Annotated in this window: 18 protein-coding genes and 1 tRNA gene; 5 read left to right on the top strand and 14 right to left on the bottom strand. The window is 65.4% G+C overall.

Going from position 1 to position 19,957, the window contains the following annotated elements; translation table 11 throughout:
- Positions 1-8 precede the first annotated feature (8 nt).
- The 3 genes from TZ53_RS20110 to TZ53_RS20100 form a co-directional block, all read right to left on the bottom strand.
- Positions 9-769, bottom strand: a protein-coding gene (locus TZ53_RS20110) for an IS5 family transposase (protein ID WP_099185988.1) whose coding sequence is annotated in 2 segments (ribosomal slippage) — positions 9-445 and positions 445-769 — 762 coding nt in all. Because the reading frame shifts where the segments join, the coding sequence is not laid out codon by codon here.
- A gap of 407 nt (positions 770-1,176) precedes the next feature.
- A complete protein-coding gene (locus TZ53_RS20105; protein ID WP_044662489.1) occupies positions 1,177-2,049 on the bottom strand; it encodes an alpha/beta fold hydrolase in 873 nt (290 codons plus the stop codon).
- Between the two features lie 138 nt (positions 2,050-2,187).
- On the bottom strand, positions 2,188-4,149 hold the full coding sequence (locus TZ53_RS20100) for a hybrid sensor histidine kinase/response regulator (protein ID WP_044662488.1): 1,962 nt from the start codon (positions 4,147-4,149) through the stop codon (positions 2,188-2,190).
- 174 nt (positions 4,150-4,323) lie between these two features.
- On the opposite strand from TZ53_RS20100, the gene TZ53_RS20095 reads away from it, so the two are divergent.
- Positions 4,324-5,286, top strand: coding sequence for a sugar kinase (locus TZ53_RS20095; protein WP_044662487.1), 963 nt, complete (start codon positions 4,324-4,326; stop codon positions 5,284-5,286).
- Between the two features lie 62 nt (positions 5,287-5,348).
- Positions 5,349-5,422 (top strand) — tRNA-Gly (locus TZ53_RS20090).
- Here TZ53_RS20090 and TZ53_RS27800 read toward each other — a convergent pair.
- Genes TZ53_RS27800 through cyoA form a run of 8 tightly spaced genes read right to left on the bottom strand, consistent with a single transcriptional unit; the run spans position 5,411 to position 12,361 of the window.
- Positions 5,411-5,536 carry a hypothetical protein gene (locus tag TZ53_RS27800; RefSeq protein ID WP_262857361.1) on the bottom strand — a complete coding sequence of 42 codons (126 nt, stop codon included), beginning with the start codon at positions 5,534-5,536 and terminating at the stop codon, positions 5,411-5,413. The two genes, TZ53_RS20090 and TZ53_RS27800, sit on opposite strands and share 12 nt — an antisense overlap.
- Before the next feature lie 51 nt (positions 5,537-5,587).
- Positions 5,588-6,118 carry a response regulator transcription factor gene (locus TZ53_RS20085; protein WP_044662486.1) on the bottom strand — a complete coding sequence of 177 codons (531 nt, stop codon included), beginning with the start codon at positions 6,116-6,118 and terminating at the stop codon, positions 5,588-5,590.
- Positions 6,115-7,437 (bottom strand): ATP-binding protein, encoded by a 1,323-nt coding sequence (locus TZ53_RS20080; RefSeq protein ID WP_044662485.1) that lies wholly within the window; start codon positions 7,435-7,437, stop codon positions 6,115-6,117. Before TZ53_RS20080 ends, TZ53_RS20085 begins: the two co-directional genes overlap by 4 nt.
- Positions 7,434-8,159 (bottom strand): SURF1 family protein, encoded by a 726-nt coding sequence (locus TZ53_RS20075; protein WP_044662484.1) that lies wholly within the window; start codon positions 8,157-8,159, stop codon positions 7,434-7,436. The genes TZ53_RS20080 and TZ53_RS20075 overlap by 4 nt, the downstream gene beginning before the upstream one ends.
- Positions 8,156-8,593, bottom strand: coding sequence for a cytochrome o ubiquinol oxidase subunit IV (gene cyoD / locus TZ53_RS20070; protein ID WP_025551292.1), 438 nt, complete (start codon positions 8,591-8,593; stop codon positions 8,156-8,158). Before cyoD ends, TZ53_RS20075 begins: the two co-directional genes overlap by 4 nt.
- Entirely contained in the window at positions 8,590-9,213 is a 624-nt protein-coding gene (cyoC, locus tag TZ53_RS20065) for a cytochrome o ubiquinol oxidase subunit III (RefSeq protein ID WP_025551291.1), read from the bottom strand. The genes cyoD and cyoC overlap by 4 nt, the downstream gene beginning before the upstream one ends.
- A 5-nt stretch (positions 9,214-9,218) precedes the next feature.
- Positions 9,219-11,222 (bottom strand): cytochrome o ubiquinol oxidase subunit I, encoded by a 2,004-nt coding sequence (gene cyoB / locus TZ53_RS20060; RefSeq protein ID WP_044662483.1) that lies wholly within the window; start codon positions 11,220-11,222, stop codon positions 9,219-9,221.
- A gap of 5 nt (positions 11,223-11,227) precedes the next feature.
- On the bottom strand, positions 11,228-12,361 hold the full coding sequence (gene cyoA / locus TZ53_RS20055) for a ubiquinol oxidase subunit II (protein ID WP_044662482.1): 1,134 nt from the start codon (positions 12,359-12,361) through the stop codon (positions 11,228-11,230).
- A gap of 187 nt (positions 12,362-12,548) precedes the next feature.
- Here cyoA and TZ53_RS20050 point away from each other — a divergent pair, with 187 nt between their 5' ends.
- Positions 12,549-13,880: an MFS transporter gene (locus TZ53_RS20050; protein WP_044662481.1), complete on the top strand. Its 1,332-nt coding sequence runs from the start codon at positions 12,549-12,551 to the stop codon at positions 13,878-13,880.
- A gap of 110 nt (positions 13,881-13,990) precedes the next feature.
- Here TZ53_RS20050 and TZ53_RS20045 read toward each other — a convergent pair whose 3' ends face one another.
- From TZ53_RS20045 to TZ53_RS20035, 3 genes are all read right to left on the bottom strand, one after another.
- Entirely contained in the window at positions 13,991-14,845 is an 855-nt protein-coding gene (locus tag TZ53_RS20045) for a glycosyltransferase (RefSeq protein ID WP_044662480.1), read from the bottom strand.
- A 2-nt stretch (positions 14,846-14,847) separates the two neighbouring features.
- Positions 14,848-16,116, bottom strand: a complete 1,269-nt coding sequence (locus TZ53_RS20040) for an ammonium transporter (protein WP_044662479.1) — start codon at positions 16,114-16,116, stop codon at positions 14,848-14,850.
- 392 nt (positions 16,117-16,508) lie between these two features.
- Positions 16,509-17,210 carry a GIN domain-containing protein gene (locus tag TZ53_RS20035; protein WP_044662478.1) on the bottom strand — a complete coding sequence of 234 codons (702 nt, stop codon included), beginning with the start codon at positions 17,208-17,210 and terminating at the stop codon, positions 16,509-16,511.
- 119 nt (positions 17,211-17,329) lie between these two features.
- Between TZ53_RS20035 and TZ53_RS20030 the strand changes: the two genes are divergently transcribed.
- Positions 17,330-18,910: a M28 family metallopeptidase gene (locus TZ53_RS20030; RefSeq protein ID WP_044663171.1), complete on the top strand. Its 1,581-nt coding sequence runs from the start codon at positions 17,330-17,332 to the stop codon at positions 18,908-18,910.
- A gap of 49 nt (positions 18,911-18,959) precedes the next feature.
- On the top strand, positions 18,960-19,955 hold the full coding sequence (gene hemB / locus TZ53_RS20025) for a porphobilinogen synthase (RefSeq protein WP_025551386.1): 996 nt from the start codon (positions 18,960-18,962) through the stop codon (positions 19,953-19,955).
- Positions 19,956-19,957 lie beyond the last annotated feature (2 nt).

The following is a 19,957-nucleotide window of genomic DNA, read 5'->3' as shown; positions in this document are numbered from 1 at the left end:
CGATTTAATCATTTGAGCCATAGCATGATGCTGGCGAGTTTGACGAAGCCGAGGAAGTTTGCGGCGAGTTTGTCATAGCGTGTTGCGATACGGCGCCACTGCTTGAGCTTGGCGAAGAAGCCCTCGATGCCCCAACGCTGTTTGTAGGCGATGCGATCATAGTGGTGCTGATATTTGCGATGGCGGCGAGGTGGGATGACCGGCTCGCCGCCTTGCTCGTAGATGAGATCGTGCAAACTGTCGGCGTCATAGGCCCGATCAGCCAGAACCTTGCCAGCCGGGATGCCGCGGATCAGATCGCAGGCGGGCGCCATGTCGTTTTGCTGTCCGGGGCCGAGGATGAAGCGGATCGGCAAGCCCAAGGCATCGACTACGGCATGGATCTTGGTGCCGAACCCGCCTCTCGATCGTCCGAGAGCCTGGGCTTGAGCGCCCCCCTTTTTACCCGTGCCCCAGCCGCCTGGGCCTGGGCGCGGATCACCGTCGCATCGATCGCCAGCCATTCGATGTCGGGATCATCCGACACAGCCTCGAAGATCCGGTCGATCACGCCTTGCTCGACCCAGCGATAATAACGCCGCTTGGCGGTCTGATAGGGACCGAACTTCTCCGGTAGATCGCGCCAGCGTCCCCCTGAACGCGCCAGCCAGAGCAAGGCGTCAAGAAACAACCGTCCGTCACTGCGAGGACCGCGCTTGCCCTTGCGCCCGCCCGGAACGAACTCCCGCAGCCGCTCCCACTGATCATCCCGCAGCACTTCGCCTTCCACGCCAGCCTCCAAAAGCCAGCCTTGAATCACAAATCCAAACCGTCGTGAATCCCTAAAATGTCACTACGGCCTAGAGCGTTTTCCAAGCAGATGGAATCATCTGCTGACTCGGAAAACGCGACAAAACAAAAACTTAGAGCAGTCGAGCCGATGCAATCGGATCGGAATCTGCTCTAGAGCCAATCGACATTCAGCCCTGACGGCCTGCAAATGACGCTTTTCCGAGCTTCCAGTGCTCACCTACTTTGAGTAGGCTGCGCTCCGGGTCACGGAAAACCACCATTTTACCTTCGGTGGCCTTCGGCTCGGCTCGTCATCTTCTGAATGTCGATTGGCTCCAGGCGGCGCCCTTCATACCCTCATCCCGGCTTTCGCCGGGGTGAGGGTTGAAATTCCGAATGGCCGGGTCACAGGAAGGCGCGCAGTTCCGCGATGAAGCGGTCGAACTGGTCATGGTGCAGCCAATGACCGGCATCCGCGAATTCGACCAGCCGGGCATCCCGGAAATGCGCGGCGCGCCCATCCTTCACCGGATTGGACGCCCAGCTATCCAGCCCAAGGCACAGCAGCGTCGGGCATGTGATCCGCTTCCAGAATTGCGGCAGGTCCATGTCCGACCAGGCCTGGGGCGCCGCATCGTGAAGATAGGGATCGAATTTCCAGCGATAGCTGCCATCCTCGTTGCGATTGACGCCGTGGATGGTGAGGTGCATCGCCTGTTCGACCGACAGATGGTCGTTGCGTTCCCGCATGCGCGCGACGGCTGCCTCCAGGGTCGGATAATGCCGCCGTGCCTGACGCGCCCGGTTCCGCCGCTTCTCGATCCATTGCAGCCATAGGTCGGGCTCGGCCTTTTGCGACTGTTCCTCGATCCGGCCCGGCGACAGGCCCAGTCCCTCTATGGCGACGATCCTGGCGACCTTTTCCGGGAACAGCCCGGCATAGCGCAGCGCGATCGATCCGCCCAGCGAATGGCCGACCAATATCACCGGCTCCCGGCCCAGTTGCTCGATCAACTGCGCCAGGTCGTAGACATAGTTCGCCATCATGTAGGAACCCTCGGCCGACCAGGCGCTGTCGCCATGGCCGCGCAGGTCGGGCGCGACGACGTGATAATCCTTCGCCAGCGCCCGTGCCGTCCAGTCCCAGCTCCGCGAATGGTCGAAGCCGCCATGCACCAGAACCAGCGTCGGCGCGGCGCTGTTGCCCCAGTCCAGATAGTGCAGGCGCATCCGCAGCGACGTGTAGAAATGGGAAGTCGGCGCGGCTTGCGTGTTCATGCGATCCTGCGAGCGGGTGGACAGGGGAGGGACAAGGTTCATGTCTCTTTGGCGAACTCCCCGGCGCATGCAAGGGGCGAGAACAGGAAAATCCCTGTTTTACGCCTGTTTCGTCAAGCTTTGGTAAAGATCGCCGCTCTACAGATCGTCCGGATGGGCGGCCAGCCTGACGAGCTTCTGGTGGTCCTGCGCCACTGCGGTCACGATGCGCGCCAGTTCCGCCTGCTTGAACGGCTTGTCCAGTCGGGGCCGTTGCGTCATGTTCGGCGGCAGTTCGGCAAAACCCGTGATGATGACCACCGGCAGGCCGGGCAGCCTTTGCTCGATCTCGTCGGCCAGCTGCGTGCCGGTCATGCCCGGCATGGCATAGTCGCTGATCACCAGGTCGACGCTGCCCTGTTCCAATATGCGCAGCGCATCCGGTCCCGACGTCGCCTGGAATACCGTGTGCCCCAGTTCCTCCAGCATGCCCGCGGTGTTGGTCAGCACCAGATCGTCATCGTCGACGGCCAGGATCACCAGCGGCTCCGTCAGCGCCAGGGCAAGGGCATCGGGAATGTCGGCCACGGCCACCTCCGCCGGTTCGGCGGGCGCCATCGGCAGCCACAGCGACACCGTGGTTCCCTGGCCCGGTTCGCTGACGATGGTCAGGGAACCGCCGCATTGTTCGGCAAAGCCGTGCACCATCGACAGGCCAAGGCCCGTGCCCTTGCCGACGCCCTTTGTCGTGAAGAAGGGTTCGCGCGCCCGCTCCAGCGTCGCTGCGTCCATGCCCTCGCCCTCATCGATGACGGACAGGCGCACATAGGGGCCGCCCTCCAGTCCGGGGCGTTGCGCCTTGGGCAGAGTGGCCTCCACCCCTTCTATGATGATCCGTCCGTCGCCGGCCATGGCGTCCCTGGCGTTCACCGCCAGATTGAGCAGCGCCAGTTCAAGCTGGGCCGGATCGGCATGGGCGGCGCTCAGATGCAGGGGAAAGCGGGTTTCGATGGCGATCCCGCTGCCCAGCGTCGTCTTCAGGAGGTCGGCCATGTCCCGCACCAGCGCCACGCAATCGACGCTCCGCAACTTCAGTTCCTGCTTGCGCGCAAAGGCCAGCATGCGCTGCGTCAGCGTCGCCCCGCGTTCCGCCGCCGTCATCGCGTTGTCGATATAGCGGGACACGTCCGCCCCGGTCGCCAGCCGCTGCCGCGCCAGGTCCAGACTACCGACGATCACGGCCAGCAGATTGTTGAAATCATGGGCGACACCGCCCGTCAGCTTGCCGATGGCCTCCATCTTCTGCGCCTGGAACACCGCCTCCCGCGCTTCTTCGAGCGCCAGTTGCGTCTCCCGCCGTTCGGTGAGGTCGCGCGTTATCTTGGCGAAGCCGATCAATTCGCCGGCGGCGCTGCGGATCGTATCGATGATGACATGCGCCCAGAAGCGGGAGCCGTCCTTGCGGATGCGCCATCCCTCCGCCTCGAACCGGCCTTCGCGCGCTGCCGTGTCCAGCGCCCGGGATGGCAGGCCGGCCATGCGGTCCTCTTCCGAATAGAAGCGCGCGAAATTCTGGCCCAATATCTCTTCGGTCGTATAGCCCTTGAAGCGTTCGGCCCCCGGATTCCAGCTCGTGATCGTCCCAATGGGGTCCAGCATGTAGATGGCATAGTCGGTCACGCCCTGCACCAGCAGGCGGAACCGTTCCTCGCTGCGGCGCAATTCCTCCTCCGCCGCGCGGCGTTCGGTCAGGTCGCGGGTGACCTTGGCGAAGCCGATAAGCTGGCCGCCGGGTTCGCGGATGGGATCGATGACCACATGCGCCCAGAAGCGGGAGCCGTCCTTGCGCACGCGCCATCCCTCCGCCTCGAACCGGCCGGCATTTTCGGCGGTGTCCAGCGCAAGCGCGGGCAGGCCGGCCGCCTGATCCTCCGGCGTGTAGAAGCGGGAGAAATGCTCACCGATGATCTCATCGGCCTCATAGCCCTTGAAGCGCCGCGCGCCGGCATTCCAACTGACGACGATGCCGTTGGCGGAGAGCATGTAGATGGCATAGTCGGTGACGTTCTGGACCAGCAGCTCGAAGCGGTTTCCAGATCCTTCCGGTGCCGCCGTGCTCATGAGGGGTTCCCGTCGAATTGACATGTTCGTCGTCCACAACGCGCATGCGTTCCGGACGTTCCGCTTGCGAAAGCGATTGTCCGGCGTGCCGGGCCGGGCGCGGCATTGACTTCGCCGTGCCCTCCGCGCCAAGGAGGCGCCTTCGGCAAGGATGGCCAGGAAGACGGAACGCATATGGGCAAGACAGCAGGAATCACCGTCGTGGGCGAAGCGATGCTGGAACTGAGCCGCGCGTCGGACGGGTTCGGTTCGGGCCAGGTTGGATCGGGCCAGGTTGGATCGGGTGGGGGCTGGAACCTGCGCTATGGCGGCGACGTCATCAACACGGCGATCCATCTCGCCCGTTGTGGCGACCATGTGCGCTTTGCGAGCGCGATCGGCGCCGATCCGATGAGCGCTGAACTGCGCGCAGCCTGGGAAGCAGAGGGCGTCGACACGTCGCTGCTGCTCTCCGCCGAGGGAAAGCTGCCGGGCCTTTACGCGATAGAGACCGATGCGCAGGGCGAACGCAGCTTCCACTATTGGCGGGGAGAGGCGGCCGCCAGGCGCATGTTCGACCTGCCGGAAAGCGCCGCCATGGTGGAAGAAGCGGCTGGATCGGAACTGCTCTATTTTTCCCTGATCACGCTTGCGATATTGTCCGAGGAAGCGCGCGAAAAGCTGTTCGCCCTGTGCGCGGCGGTTCGCGCAAAGGGGGGCAAGGTGGCGTTCGACGGCAATTACCGCGCCCGGCTCTGGCCCGATGCCGCGACCGCGCGCCACTGGCGCGACCGTGCCATCGCGCTCAGCGACATGGGTCTGCCCACTTTGGCCGATGAGGTCGAAATGGGCGAGGCGGACGATGTCGAGGATGCGGCCCGCCGCTGGGGCGCTGGCGAAGGCCGCGAGATCGTGGTGAAACTGGGCGCCGACGGCTGTCTGGTGGATGGGCAGATCGTCGCGCCGCCCGCCAGGCTCTCCGTCGTCGATTCGAGCGGCGCTGGCGATGCGTTCAACGGCGGCTATCTCCATGCCCGCCTCGCCGGTCGTTCGGCGCGCGAGGCGGCGCTTGCGGGTCATCGCCTGGCCGGCTGGAATATCGGCCGCCGGGGCGCGATACCGGCCCGCGATGGCGATGCGCCCTATGCCGACCTCTGAAATTCTCCGCTGCGACCTCGTTGACGGCATTGGGATCAAAGGCTAAGCCGCGTTTCACCCCGGCGGGTGTAGCTCAATGGCAGAGCAGAAGCTTCCCAAGCTTACGACGAGGGTTCGATTCCCTTCACCCGCTCCAGATTCCTGACATCATGACGGCTATGTCGAGTTCGCCCCGGGCGCGTTCCTGATGGGCCAGCCGCGAACCGGCCAGTGGCGACCGGCGAATCGCGAACCGGTCAATGGCGGGCATCAACTCCTGTCGCCAACGGCCGCGCCGACCGCCATCCACCCCATATCCTCTTCAACCCACCTGCCGCTTCGCCAGCTTCCTTGCCAGCGTGCGCCGGTGCATGCCCAATCGCCGTGCCGCTTCGGAGATATTGAAGTCGCTGTCCTTCAGCACTTCATGGATATGTTCCCATTCCAGCGTCTTGATCGACGTCGGGCGGGGCGCGAGGGGGGTGGAAGGGTCGCCGGCGGAACGCGCGAAGGCCGCCTCTATGTCGTCGGTGTTGGACGGCTTGGCGAGATAGTTGGACGCGCCGAGCTTGATCGCCTCCACCGCCGTCGCGATGCTGGCGAAGCCGGTCAGGACGACGATCACCATCGCCGGATCATGGGCATGCAATGTCTGCACGCAGACGAGGCCGGATTCCGCGCCCAGCTTCAGGTCGACCACGGCGAAGCCGGGCCTGCTGCCCGCCAGCACCGTTTCCAGCGCCGCATGGCTGTCGGCCGCCAGCACCGTATAGCCGCGCCGTTCGAAGGAGCGCTTGAGCGTTCTGGCGAACGCCTCGTCATCCTCGACAATCACCAGCAGGCGCTCAGTCATCGGGCCGTCTCCTCTTCCAGCGCCACCGTGCCCAGCGGCAGCCGCAGCAGGATCAGCGCCCCGCCGTCCGCGCCGTTGCTCGCGCTGACGCTGCCGCCCAGCTTGCGCACCACATTGACCACAAGGAACAGGCCCAGGCCATGGCCTTCCTTGCCCTTGCTCGATCGATAGGGCTTGCCGAAATCCTCCAGCATCGCCTCCGAAAAGCCGCTGCCATTGTCGCGCACCGCGATGTTGAGCGAACTGCTGTCGCGCCCCGCCAGCAGGTCGATATAGGTCGCGCCCGCCTCCCGCGCATTGTCGAGCAGATTGCCGATCGCCTGCCGGATCACCGGATCGGCCACGATGCGGGGATAGTCATGCGGCCCGAAATCGCAGCGCAGCGGCATGCCGGGATTCGCCCTGCGCCACTCCATGGCGATGCCCTCTATGAAATCGCGCACATTGGTCACTTCCGGCGCCTCGCCCCGCGCCTCGCCGGAGGACAGGAGGATGCCGGTGACGATCTCCTTGCAGCGCTGGACCGCCGCCTGCATCTCCGCCACTTCCTCGACCAGCGGGGGGTGGGCCGTGATCTCCGGCATGTGCCGCCAGTCGCCCAGCACCACCGCAAGCTGGGAGAGGGGGGTGCCCAGTTCATGCGCCGCGCCCGACGCCAACAGGCCCATGCGGACGATATGCTCCTCCTCCGCCGCCTGCTGACGCAACCGGGCGAGATAGGCGTCCCGCGCCTGGAGGTTGCGCGTCACCGGCAGCACGAACAGCACCAGCAGCACGGCGATCATGGTAAGGCATATCCATGTGCCGACGATATGCAGGTCGAACAAATGGCCTTCCAGCGCGCCGTTCAGGTCCAGCGGCCGGTAATGCAGCGCCAGCAGCCCCGCACAGAGCGCAGAGACGAAGACGATGCCCCAGATGCTCCACCGGTCGAGCAGCACCGCCCCCAGCGCCACCTGCACCAGATAGAGCGAGATGAAGGGATTGGTCGCCCCCCCTGAAAGATAGAGCTGCGCCGTCAGCAGCAGCACGTCGAACAGCAGCGACAGGAACAGTTCGGCATGGGACACGTCGGTCCGCTTGCGCAGCGCGCCGAAGCTGAGGCCGTTCATCAATATCGCCATGCCCGCGATCAGCAGCATCGGGGCGATGGGCAGGCGGATGCCCATGATGAAATGCACGGCGAGGATAGTGATGAGCTGCCCCGCGATCGCCAGCCAGCGCAACTGCACCAGCAGCGCCAGATTCTTGCGGCCCGCGGCGTCGGCAGGCCACTGGCTGGGTTGCCAGAGGGTGCTGATCGGCAGGTTCCGGTTCATCCCCGGCGGTCTTTCCGCTCCTGGCGCATCACGAATATGTACGCGCCCGCGACCATTGCCGCCAGTGCGAACCATGTGATCGCATATTGCAGATGATTGTTCGGAAAGGCGACGATGGTGAGGCCGCCGACAGGCAAGGCGCCGGGATCGGCCGCCGCATCGGCGTCGATGAAATAATCGGCCACCGGCCGCCCGATCCCGCGCGCTGCTGCGATGGCGGCCACATCGCGGGAGAACCAGCGGTCGCCTGCCGGATCGTTGGAGCGCAGGAACCCGCCGCCCGGTTCGCTGAGCCGCAGCAGTCCCGAAATCCGCGCTTCGCCCGGAGGACGCATATAGTCCCGTCGCCTGTTGGGCGGCACGAAGCCGCGATTGACGATGACCGTGAAGCCCCGATCGGTGACGAGCGGCGTCAGCACCCAGAAACCGGCGCCGCGCACCGTGACGGCCTGCACCAGCGCGGCCTTGTCATGGAGGAAACGCCCCGAAATCCTGACGCGCCGATATTCGTCGGCCTTTGCGGCCATGCGGGGAGCGGGGACGGGGGCGGCATGGATTCGCGCATCGACGCGGGCGATCAGGTCGCGCTTCCAGGCGAGGCGCTGGACCTGCCAGGCGCCCAGTGCGCAAAATCCGGCAAAAAAGAAGAGGGCGATCAGCGTCAGGCCGATCGGAAAGGCCGGGGAGCGCCGGGAGCGCTCCCCGTCTTGGCCCGTTGTCACGGCATCTCGCTCATATTGTGCATGACGCGCATTTCCTGGGTCGGACCCATGTCCATCTCCATCTGCGCGTGCGGCATCATATTCGCGTTCAGATGATACATGACCCACAGGGAACCGGACAGGACGATGACGACCAGCACCACCGTCAACATCATCGCCATGAACGACCAGCCGCCTTCGACGCGGGTGTTCATGTGCAGGAAGTAGATCATGTGGACGACGACCTGGACCGCGGCGAAGCCCATGATGACGATGCCCGTCAGTTGCGGGTCGTTCAGCGCGCCGCTCATCACCAGCCAGAAGGGAATGGCCGTCAGGATCACCGACAGGCCGAAACCGATCATGTAGCTGCCGAAGCTGCCGTGCGAATGGGCGTCATGATGATCGTCATGATGGTGGTCGTGGCCACCGTGCGGATGGACGGCATCGCTCACCGGAGCACTCCCATCAGATAGACAAAGGTGAAGACGCCGATCCAGATGACGTCCAGGAAGTGCCAGAACATCGACAGGCACATCAGCCGCCGCTTGTTGGCAGGGATCAGGCCCTTCTTCGCGACCTGCACCATCAGCGTGACCAGCCAGATCGAACCGAAGGTGACGTGCAGCCCGTGCGTTCCGACCAGCGTGAAGAAGGAGGACAGGAACGCCGAACGCCACGGACCCGCGCCCTCATGGATGAGGTGCGCGAATTCGTAGAGTTCGATGAACAGGAACGCCCCGCCGAACAGCAGCGTGACGACCAGCCAGCCCTGCGTGGCGCTGACCCTGTTCTTCTCCATCGCCAGCATGGCGAAGCCATAGGTGATCGAGGAGAAGAGCAGCATCGCGGTGTTGAGCGCGACGAGGGGCAGGTCGAACAGGTCCTTTGGCCCCGGCCCGCCGGCATAGCTGCCGCCCAGCACCGCATAGGTGGCGAAGAGGATGGCGAAGATGAGGCAGTCGCTCATCAGATACATCCAGAAGCCCAGCATGGTGCTGTGGCCTTCGTGGAGGTGCGGCTCCTCGGGCAGGTGATAGGCCCGGGGTTCCCTATGTGCAGTTGCGCTGCTCATGCGTGTCAGACTCCCGCCGCGAGGATTTGCGTGCGCTCTTCCTCGGTGCGCGTCACATCCTCCGCAGGGATGTAGAAGTCGCGCTTGTAGTTGAAGGTGTGGCCGATGGCGACGGCGACGATGCCGATGAAGCTCAGCCCCGCAAGCCACCAGATGTACCAGATGAGCGCAAAGCCGCACAGCGTCGCCAGCCCGGCCAGGATCACGCCCGCGCCCGTGCTGCTCGGCATGTGGATCGGCCTGTAGCCGCTCAGCGGACGCTGATAGCCGTTCTTCTTCATGTCCGCCCAGGTGTCGCCATCGTACACCACGGGGGTGAAGGCGAAATTATACTCCGGCGGGGGCGAGCTGGTCGCCCATTCCAGGGTACGGCCGTCCCAGGGGTCGCCGGTCGGATCGCGAAGCTCGTCGCGCTTCCAGATGGACACCGCGAACTGGATCAGCATGGCGCCGATGCCGATGGCGATGATGGCGGCGCCGATCGCCGCGATGACGAACCAGGGTTGCAGCGACGGATCGTCCAGCACCCGCAGGCGGCGCGTGACGCCCATCAGGCCGAGCACGTAGAGCGGACCGAAAGCCAGCCAGAAGCCGATGTTCCAGCACCAGAAGCTGACCTTGCCCCAAAAGACGTTCAGCCTGAAGCCGAAGGCCTTGGGCCACCAGTAGTTGATCGCCGCGAACAGGCCGAACAGCACGCCGCCGATGATCACATTATGGAAATGGGCGATCAGGAACAGCGAGTTGTGCAGCACGAAGTCCGCGGGCGGAACCGCCAGCAGCACGCCGGTCATGCCTCCCACCGTGAAGGTCAGCATGAAGGCGACGGCCCACATCATCGGCAGCTCGAAACGGATCTTGCCGCGATACATGGTGAACAGCCAGTTGAACAGCTTGGCGCCCGTCGGGATCGAGATGATCATCGTCGTGATGCCGAAGAAGCTGTTGACGCTGGCGCCCGAACCCATGGTGAAGAAGTGGTGCAGCCACACCAGGTAGGACAGCACCATGATGGTGCAGGTCGCATAGACCATGGAGGTGTAGCCGAACAGGCGCTTGCCGCAGAAGGTGGAGACCACTTCGGAGAAGACGCCGAACAGCGGCAGGATGAGGATATAGACCTCCGGATGGCCCCAGATCCAGATGAGGTTGACGTACATCATCGGATTGCCGCCGAAATCATTGGTGAAGAAGGCGGTGCCGGCATAGCGGTCGAGCGACAGCAGGACGAGCGTGGCGGTCAGGATCGGGAAGGAGGCGACGATCAGGACGTTCGCGCAGAGCGAGGTCCAGGTGAACACCGGCATCTTCATGAGCGACATGCCCGGCGCGCGCATCTTCACGATGGTCGCGATCAGGTTGATGCCGGACAATGTCGTGCCGACGCCCGCCACCTGCAACGCCCAGATATAATAATCGACGCCTGTCGCGGGACTGTAGGCAAGCCCTGACAGCGGCGGATAGGCAAGCCAGCCGGTCTGCGCGAACTCGCCCAGGAACAGCGACATCATGACCAGCACGGCGCCGCCTGTCGTCATCCAGAAGGAGAAATTGTTGAGGAAGGGAAAGCTGACGTCGCGCGCCCCGATCTGGAGCGGCACGATGTAGTTCATCAGGCCGGTGATGAACGGCATCGCCACGAAGAAGATCATGATGACCCCGTGCGCGGTGAACACCTGGTCATAATGATGGGCGTTCAGATAGCCTTCGGAACCGTTGAAGGCCCAGGCCTGCTGGATGCGCATCATGATCGCGTCGGCAAATCCGCGCAGGAACATGATGAGGCCCAGCACCATGTACATGATGCCGATCTTCTTGTGATCGACGCTGGTGAACCATTCCTTCCAGAGATAGCCCCAGAGCCGGAACCAGGTGAGCGCCGCGACAAGGGCGGCGCCGCCCAGCACCACCGCGACGAAGGTCGCGACGACGATGGGCTCATGCCATGGGAAGCTGTCCCATGTCAGACGACCGAAGATCATCTGTGCGGTTGTCATTGTGCCAGTCATGGGCCTTACCGATGCTGCGCGTGCGCGTCAGCGCCGCTGTGGGAAGAGTGATCGCCCGGCGCCTGCGCGGCGCCCTTCGCGCCGTCCGCGGCCGGTGCGTCGGGAGCAGTCTCCTGCCCCCTGTTCCGGTCCGACTGTTCGATCACATGGCTGTCGGGGAAGTCGTAGCGCAGACCTTTGGTGTCGCGCGCCGATTCCTTGCCCGCGCCGCCCATCATGTTGACGTGCATCAGCTCGCCCATGCAGCGCTGGCCGGGCCGGGGGCACAGATTGACCACGGCATCGAACAGCTTGGGATCGACGGCGGAGAAATAGGCGACCGGCGCCTTTTCGCTGGGCTTGGCCAGGGTCAGATAGACGTCGCGATCGAGATGGGCGCGGCTGGCCTTCACCCCGGCTGCCCAGGCATCGAACCCGGCCCTGTCCAGCGCCCGGTAGGCGAAGCGCATGTGGGTGAAGCCCGCGCCCGAATAGTTGGCGGAAATGCCGGTGCCCGCCACCGGCCGGTTGGCGACGGCGTGCAACTGGGTCTTCATGCCGGGCATGGCATAGATCTGGCCGGCGAGTTCAGGCACGTAGAAGCTGTTCATCACGGTAGAGGCGGTGATGTCGAACCGCACCGGCACATTGACCGGTAGCGCCAGCTCGTTGACCGTCGCGATGCCCAGTTCGGGATAGATGAACAGCCATTTCCAGTCGAGCGCCACGACCTCGACCGTCAGCGGCTTCACCCTGGGATCGATCGCCGTCCTGGCGTCGATGCGGTCGAGCGGCCGATAGGGATCGAGCTTGTGCGTGCTGACCCAGGTCAGCGCGCCAAGGCAGATGATGATCAGCAGCGGCGCGGACCAGATCAGCAGTTCCAGCTTGGTGGAATGGTCCCAGTCCGGGTCATAATCCTTGTCCGCGGCCTTGTTCGCCGCGCGGTAGCGCCAGGCGAAGAAGACGACGAGCGCCATGACGGGAACGACGATGAGGAGCATCAGCGCGGTCGAGATCAGGATCAGGTCGCGCTGCTGCACCGCAATATCGCCCGACGGGTTCATCACGACCCAGTCGCAGGCCGTCAGCGGCAGCGCCAGAATCGGAGCGGACCAGCGGAAAATCCGGGTCCGGTCGAGGGGGATGGGGTGTGGCATGGGGGCCGCCTACCGCTTCCGCAGGGAGTCGAACAGTGGGCAATTTGTCCCATTGTGCGCAGATGCAAAAAATGCTTCAGCGGTGGGATACTGCTTAGACTCTGCGGGTTTTCTGCTATGTTGCCTATCCGTGGCCGCCGGCAGAACAGAAGAGGGTTCCGGTGGCTTAGCCAAGGAGCGGATGCCTATGAGTTCACAGGCCATGACCTTCACCTCCCGATCGCTGGAGGATGATGCGCGCCTGATCAATGCGCGGGACCACAAGATCGCGCCGGGTGATATTTCCATTGGTGTGATCATTGGTCGCACCTCCGAATTCTTCGATTTCTTCGTTTACGCCATCGCCTCGGTCATCGTGTTCCCGAGCCTTGTGTTCCCCTATGTGGATGCCCTGACCGGCACGCTCTATTCCTTCGCGGTCTTCGCCGTCGCCTTCATCACGCGGCCCATCGGTTCGCTGATCTTCATGGCCATCGATCGCCGCTACGGGCGCGGAACGAAGCTGACCGTCGCGCTGTTCCTGCTCGGCGGCTCGACCGCGTCCATCGCCTTCATGCCCGGTTATGCGACGATTGGCCATTATGCTGCGTTAGTCCTGATCATCTTGCGCGCGGCGCAGGGCATGGCGCTGGGCGGCACATGGGACGGGCTGGCGTCGCTGCTGTCGCTCAACGCGCCGCAGCATCAGCGCGGCTGGTACGCCATGGTGCCGCAACTCGGCGCGCCGCTGGCCCTGCTGGTGGCGAGCGGGCTGTTCGCCTTCTTCCTGCTGACGCTGTCGCGTGCGGACTTCCTCGACTGGGGCTGGCGCTATCCCTTCTTCGTGGCCTTCGCGATCAACGTCGTCGCGCTGTTCGCCCGGCTGCGCATCGTGGTGACGCATGAATTCGAACGCCTGTTCGAGCAGAAGGACCTTCAGCCGTCCGAAATCCTGCCGACGGTCAAGGCGGAAGGGCGCAACATCATCATCGGCGCCTTCGCTCCGCTGGCGAGCTTCGCGCTGTTCCACATGGTCACCGTGTTCCCGCTGAGCTGGGTCGCGCTGTTCACCAACCAGCCGCTGGAACGCTTCCTGATCATCGAGATGATCGGCGCGTCCGTGGGCCTGCTGGCCATCGTCGTTTCCGGCTTCATCGCGGACCAGATCGGCCGCCGCTCCCTGTTGGCATGGTCGGCGCTCGGCATCGCGATCTTCAGCATCATGGCGCCGCTGCTGCTGAACGGCGGCGATCTGGGAGAGGTCGCCTTCATGATCCTGGGCTTCATGCTGCTGGGGCTGGCTTTCGGCCAGTCGTCCGGCGTCGTCGCGTCGAATTTCGCGACCGAGGCGCGCTATACCGGGTCGGCCCTGACGTCGGACCTGGCCTGGCTGGTCGGCGCCGGCTTCGCGCCGCTGGTGGCCCTGTTGCTGTCCGTGAAATTCGGCCTGGCCGCCTCGGGCATCTACCTGCTGTCGGGTGCGGTGGCGACGATGGTGGCGCTCTACATCAACAAGGAACTGGCGGCCCGCGACCGTTAAGGGGGCATCCGCCATCTTCGAAAAGGGGCCGGAGGGGGGTGTCCTCTCCGGCCCTTTTCTGTCCCCGACGTGCCCACAGGAGCACGTTAAGCCAAGCTCGGAGCGACGCTCTACTTCCCCCGCGCAAAATCCCGCATGCGCGCCAACGCCTTCCGGTCGAACCATCCCACGGGCAGCGCGCGCGGCGCAAAGCGCGGCAACCATTCCCCATAAACCGCATCCATCCGCACCGGCAGCCCGTCCACGCCATCCCGGCCCATGATGTCGGAAATGATCCGGTTCTGGAAAAAGCGCACCGAATAATTGATCATCCGCCGATATTGCATGCGCAGGGTGGTGGGCCGCAACAGGCTGACCGCCTCACAGCGAAAGCCGGCATCCTCGCAGGCCAGGACCCGCTCCCGCCGCCAGTCGGCATCGCGCCCCAGGTCGGTATGCGCCCATGCCGCCACCAAACCGTCGTCTCCGATCAGGTCCTCGGGCAGCCGCAAGCCCCTGAGCCGGATATCTCCCACGAAGCGCCCCGACAGGGCGTAGAGATCGCCGAACAATCCCCGTTCCTCCCGCAGGGTCCGGCGATAGGGGTCCGCGGACCGCCCGTTCATCGGCATCCCCGCCGCCGCGTTCGCCTCCGGCCGCGCCGCGAGGTCCGATACCAGCGCATCGATCGACCCGGCAAGGATCTCCGCATCGCCATCCATGAAGATCACGGCATCTTCTCCGCCGGTCAGCAGGCGGTGGACGAAATGGTTCCAGGTGCGCGCCTTGCCCCCGGCGGCCAGATCGTGGACGATGACATTCGTCCGTCCTCCGGCCGCTTCGCGCGCCCGTCCTGCCGTGGCATCGGTCGATCCGTTCACCAGCACATGGAAGACGGTGTCGGCCCGGTCTAGCGGCAGCGATGAAAGGCAACGCCCGATCCGCCGTTCCTCCTGATGCGCGAATATGCCGACCGCGACGCCCATGCCTAGCGGAAATCCCAGCCCTGCTGTCCATGGCGGGCGATGTCCAGCCCCTCCGCTTCTTCCCGCGCGCCGATCCGGGCGGGCGTCACGACCGACAGCATCAGCGCGATGATCGCCGCTCCCGCCATCGCCCAGAGCGCCACCGCCGCGATGCCGATGCACTGCGCCAAGAAGGCGCCGGCAAGGCTGATCCCCGCCGCGAAGCCGACGCCGCCCAGCGCGGGCAGCACGAAGGGAAGCAGCAACAGCGCGCCCGTCAGCCCGCCCAGTCCGTGGATCACGAAAATATCCGCCGCGTCGTCGATGCGGTCGCCCAATAATCCCTTTGCCAGTCGGCAGATGACGGCGGCGATCAGCCCGATGGCCATCGCGCCGCCCGGCCCCACCAGAGCGCCGGAGGCGGAGATCGCCACCAGTCCGGCCAATGCGCCCGAAACCAGCCCATTGGCGGTGACATGCCCCTTGTCGATCCGTTCCACCAGCATCCATCCGAAGAGGCCTGCGCAGGCGGCGAAATGGCCGTTCAGAATGGCGGTCGTGGCATTGTCCGTCGCGCCGAAGGACCATCCGCCCACTATGCCTGCCCAGCCGATCCACAGCAGCAGCCCGCCTGATACGCCCAGCACCGGCGCATGTCCGGCAGAAACGCTGCGCCGCCTGCCCACGACCAGCACCAGCGCGAGCGCGGAAAATCCCGCGCTCAAATGAACGACCAGCGCGCCCGCGAAATCCATGACGCCCAGATTGGCGAGCCATCCGCCGCCCCAGACCCAATGGACGACCGGCGCATAGACCAGCAGCAGCCAGAGCAACGCAAACACCGCCATCCACCCCAGGCGCACCCTTTCCGCCACAGCGCCCGGCAGCAGGCCGGCGGCAAGGATCGCAAGGGCCATCTGGAACAGCACGAAGGTGGATTCCGGCACGGTCAGCCCGTCACGCAGCGCGCCCAGATCGGCCAGCAACAGATGCGCCCGGCCGCCCAGCCACCCGCTCCCCGGCGCATAGGCCAGGCTGTAGCCGACAAGGGCCCAGAGCAGCGAAACCCCGGCGGCCACCACCAGCCCCTGCACGCCGATCGACAGGGCGTTGCGCACATGGACCAGACCGGCATGACGCAGCGCGAGTCCCGGCAGCGCCGCCAGCAACACCAGCAGACCGCACAGCATCATCCATGCCGTATCGCCGCTGTCGGCCACGGCCACCTGCGCCGCCGCGGGTTGCGGGGCCACCGACAGGAAAAGAAGGAGAATGGCAAGGAGGCGAGGCATCAGTTAATCCGGCAGTCCATATCCGGGCCGTCGTAACGCATGCGAAGTAAAGACTTGCCTAACCCTGATCGTTTCCCGCCACGCAGCCGATGCATTGGGCAGCGCGGACAAATTCGGGACTCCCCGGACCAGTTGATTTGGGCGGGAAGCGTACACTCGCTTCATCCCTCTCCCTTGAGGGAGAGGGCTGCGCAGACTTGGCAGCTTGCTGCCTAGTCGTAGCTGGATGAGGGGGTGCGATCCAACGGATCGCGCGGACCGCAGGCCCGCTCCCCCTCATCCAGATCAGCCTTAGGTTCCTCCGCCGCCAGGGCTTCCCATCCTTCTCCCTCAAGGGAGAAGGATGGTCTTACACTGGCCACCCCCCGGCATCCCGAACTCATCCACATCGCCTAATAGGCTTCCCCACCGCAACTGATCCGCCCCGTCCCCCGATTGTCGACGCTGCAGGCGGCCTTCCCCGCCACCGTCACATCGCCCGATCCGGATGCGGAAACCCGGGCCGAAACCTCTGCCGTCACCGCCACATTTCCCGGACCGTCATTCGCCACCGCGGCCTGCCGCACCCGCAGGCCTTCCGCCATCACCGCTCCGGGGCCGGTGACGCGGATGGTCGCGACGCCCGCCCGGCCGGACAGGTTCGCCCGTCCGGCTCCGGCCACTCCCAGGCTCAGCTGGTCCAGATCCACCGCCGCCACGCTGACATCGCCATTGCCGCCCAGCACGATCTCACCGCGCAGACCCTTCATCCGGCTGACCGACACCGATCCGCCGCCGGTCAGCACCACGCGGCTGAGGTCGCCGGTCGACAGCCGCAGCACCGCCCGCCCGCCCGATTTCTCGCCGGGCCGCGCCCGCTCCACCGTCACCGCAAGCAGGCGGCCGGATACGTCCACCTTCAGCCGGTCCAGCACCGCCTGATCGCCATCCGCCCGCGCCGAAGCACCCGCGCCGGTGGTGATCGTCACCTCCACCGGCGCATCCACGCGAATGGCGTCGAAACTGGTGATGGTGAACCCGCGCGTCGCCGCCGCCGCCGGGGCGGCCCATAGCATGATGGCGACCGGCAGGGCGAGCGAACGGGGCAGCGGCATGACGATCTCCCAGTCTTTTGCCGATCCTGATAGGGATGGGCCGTAGCGGTTCCAAGCCCCCTTGTTCGTCGCACCGGATCAGGCAAGATCGTCAGGTTTTCAAAAGGGGCATGTGGCTGATGCGCAAATGGATTTCCGGACTCCTCCTGGCTTCGATCAGCATCGCGGCCCCGGCTGCGCCCGACGACCGGGGCGAAGCCTGGTGGAAGCATGTCCGCACCCTTGCCGACGATGGCTATGAAGGGCGGGGAACGGGCAAGCCGGGCTATGACAGGGCGGCTGATTATGTGATCGGACAGCTTCGGGCGCTTGGGCTGAAGCCGGCCGGGACCGACGGCTATAAACAGCCCGTCGCCTTCGTCGAGCAGGTGATCCTGTCGCAGCAGAGCAGCGCTTCGCTGACGGGGCCGGGCGGCCATGCCGCGCTGGCGGCGCCCGCCGACATCATCTTCTCAGGGGGCGGCGGCCCCGCTCCGGAAACCGTCGGCGCCCCGCTGGTCTTCGCCGGCTACGGCCTGCACCTGCCGGAGGCGGGGCATGACGATTTCGCCGGGCTGGACCTCAAGGGCAGGATCGTGGTGGTCGTCTCGGGCGGACCGGCGACCCTCTCCGGCGCGCTGAAGTCCCATGCCCGATCGGAGCGGGCGGCGTGGCTGGCGAAGCAGGGCGCGCTTGGACTGATCCAGCTCGTGACGCCGAAACAGGTTGAAATTCCGTGGGACCGGCGCATGGCGCTGGCCAGCCAGCCGGCCCTGTTCTTCCGCGACCCCGCCCTGCGGGATACGGCGACCCCCTTCCTCAACGCCCAGTTCGACCCGGCCAAATCCGCGCTGCTCTTTGCCGGATCGGGCCATGATTTCGCGCAGATCGCCGCCGCCGCCGACAGTTCCGGCCCGGTGCCGTCCTTCCCGCTCGCCCAGCGGCTGGACGCGAAGGTGGCGGCGAGGCGCGCCGATTTGACCTCGCCCAACATCATCGCGCTCATGCCCGGGACGGACCCGCAGCTCAGCAGGGAATATGTCGTCCTGTCCGCGCATCTCGACGGCTATGGGGTGGGCACGCCGATCGACGGGGACGCGATCTACAATGGGGCGCTCGATAATGCATCGGGCGTGGCGAGCCTGCTGGAAATCGCCCGGACCCTGCGCAACGGGAAGGTGAAGCCCCGGCGGTCGATCCTCTTCGCCATCGTCACGGCGGAGGAGAAGGGGCTGCTCGGGTCCAGCTATTTCGCGCGCCGTCCGACCGTGCCGCAAAGGGCGATGGTGGCCGACCTCAATTTCGACATGGCCCTGCCGATCTTCCCGCTGACCAGCGTGACGCCGATCGGCTATGACCAGAGCAGCCTTGGCAAGGATGCTGAAGCGGTGAGCGCGGCGATGAACCTGCCGATCACGCCCGATCCCTTCCCGGACCGCAACGTCTTCATCCGGTCGGACCAGTACAGCTTCATCCGGGCGGGCATCCCCGCGCTGTTCTTCAAATATGGCTTCAAGGCGGGCACGCCGGAGGCGACGGTCGAAAGGGCCTGGCGCGCCAACATCTACCATTCGCCCAGGGACGACGCGAACCAGCCGGTGATGCCGGCCGAATCGGTGAAGCTCAACGACTATGTCGCCGCCGTCACGCTGCGCGTCGCCAATGCGCCGCAGCGCCCGGCCTGGAACGAGGACAGCTTCTTCCGCCGCTTCGCCAAATAGCGTCCCCTCCTGCTTGATCCGGCGAGGGCAGGGGCCTAAACCCCCGGCCATGACCCATGCCTCCTATCCGGCGCTTCGTCTGCGCCGCACCCGCGCCTCGGCCTGGAGCCGGGCGTTGCACGCCGAAACCCGCCTCACGCCCAGCGACTTCATCTGGCCGCTGTTCGTCACGGAGGGCAGGCAAGTGGAGGAACCGATCGGCTCCCTTCCCGGCGTGTCGCGCTGGTCGGTGGACCTGATGGTGGAGCGTGCGAGGGAAGCGCAGGCGGCGGGCATTCCCTGCCTCGCGCTTTTCCCCAATACGCAGGCCGACCGCCGCAGCGATGACGGTGCTGAGGCGCTCAATCCCGATAACCTGATGTGCCGCGCCATCCGCGCCATCAAGGATGCGGTGCCCGACATCGGCATCCTGACCGACGTGGCGCTCGATCCCTATACGGCGCACGGCCAGGACGGCCTGCTGGACGAGGCGGGCTATGTCGTCAACGACGCGACCATCGACGTGCTGATCGGCCAGTCCCTGAACCAGGCGGCGGCGGGCGCGGACATCATCGCCCCCAGCGACATGATGGATGGCCGCGTCGGCGCCATCCGCGAGGCGCTGGAGCAGGAAGGCCATGCCAATGTGCAGATCATGGCCTATGCCGCCAAATATGCGAGCGCCTTCTACGGCCCGTTCCGCGATGCGGTCGGATCGAGCGGGCTGCTGAAGGGCAACAAGAAGACCTATCAGATGGACCCCGCCAACAGCGAGGAAGCGCTGCGCGAAGTCGCGCTGGACATTGCCGAAGGCGCCGACAGCGTGATGGTGAAGCCGGGCCTGCCCTATCTCGACATCATCGCCCGGGTGAAGGACCGGTTCGAAGTGCCCGTCTTCGCCTATCAGGTGTCGGGCGAATATGCGATGCTGGAGGCCGCCGCCGCCGCGGGGGCGGGGGAGCGCGACGCGCTGGTGCTGGAAACGCTGCTGGCGTTCAAGCGGGCAGGCTGCTCGGGCGTCCTCACCTATCATGCGCTCCATGCGGCGCGGCTGCTGGGAGCCTGAAC

It is taken from the genome of Sphingobium sp. YBL2, from assembly GCF_000943805.1.
Classification (GTDB): Bacteria; Pseudomonadota; Alphaproteobacteria; order Sphingomonadales; family Sphingomonadaceae; genus Sphingobium; species Sphingobium fuliginis.
Note: the sequence above shows the minus strand (reverse complement) of the source record. Positions and strands in the feature narration are given on the sequence as shown.

What these genes read in the sequence shown, in the direction of transcription:
- hemB (WP_025551386.1), top strand. Translation starts at nt 18,960, where the DNA reads ATGACCCATGCCTCCTATCCGGCGCTTCGTCTGCGCCGCACCCGCGCC.
- cyoC (WP_025551291.1), bottom strand. Translation starts at nt 9,213, where the DNA reads ATGAGCAGCGCAACTGCACATAGGGAACCCCGGGCCTATCACCTGCCC.
- TZ53_RS20080 (WP_044662485.1), bottom strand. Translation starts at nt 7,437, where the DNA reads ATGAACCGGAACCTGCCGATCAGCACCCTCTGGCAACCCAGCCAGTGG.
- TZ53_RS20035 (WP_044662478.1), bottom strand. Translation starts at nt 17,210, where the DNA reads ATGCCGCTGCCCCGTTCGCTCGCCCTGCCGGTCGCCATCATGCTATGG.
- TZ53_RS20030 (WP_044663171.1), top strand. Translation starts at nt 17,330, where the DNA reads ATGCGCAAATGGATTTCCGGACTCCTCCTGGCTTCGATCAGCATCGCG.
- TZ53_RS20095 (WP_044662487.1), top strand. Translation starts at nt 4,324, where the DNA reads ATGGGCAAGACAGCAGGAATCACCGTCGTGGGCGAAGCGATGCTGGAA.
- TZ53_RS20050 (WP_044662481.1), top strand. Translation starts at nt 12,549, where the DNA reads ATGAGTTCACAGGCCATGACCTTCACCTCCCGATCGCTGGAGGATGAT.
- TZ53_RS20100 (WP_044662488.1), bottom strand. Translation starts at nt 4,149, where the DNA reads ATGAGCACGGCGGCACCGGAAGGATCTGGAAACCGCTTCGAGCTGCTG.
- TZ53_RS20085 (WP_044662486.1), bottom strand. Translation starts at nt 6,118, where the DNA reads ATGACTGAGCGCCTGCTGGTGATTGTCGAGGATGACGAGGCGTTCGCC.
- TZ53_RS27800 (WP_262857361.1), bottom strand. Translation starts at nt 5,536, where the DNA reads ATGCCCGCCATTGACCGGTTCGCGATTCGCCGGTCGCCACTGGCCGGT.
- TZ53_RS20105 (WP_044662489.1), bottom strand. Translation starts at nt 2,049, where the DNA reads ATGAACACGCAAGCCGCGCCGACTTCCCATTTCTACACGTCGCTGCGG.
- TZ53_RS20040 (WP_044662479.1), bottom strand. Translation starts at nt 16,116, where the DNA reads ATGCCTCGCCTCCTTGCCATTCTCCTTCTTTTCCTGTCGGTGGCCCCG.
- cyoA (WP_044662482.1), bottom strand. Translation starts at nt 12,361, where the DNA reads ATGCCACACCCCATCCCCCTCGACCGGACCCGGATTTTCCGCTGGTCC.
- cyoB (WP_044662483.1), bottom strand. Translation starts at nt 11,222, where the DNA reads ATGACTGGCACAATGACAACCGCACAGATGATCTTCGGTCGTCTGACA.
- TZ53_RS20045 (WP_044662480.1), bottom strand. Translation starts at nt 14,845, where the DNA reads ATGGGCGTCGCGGTCGGCATATTCGCGCATCAGGAGGAACGGCGGATC.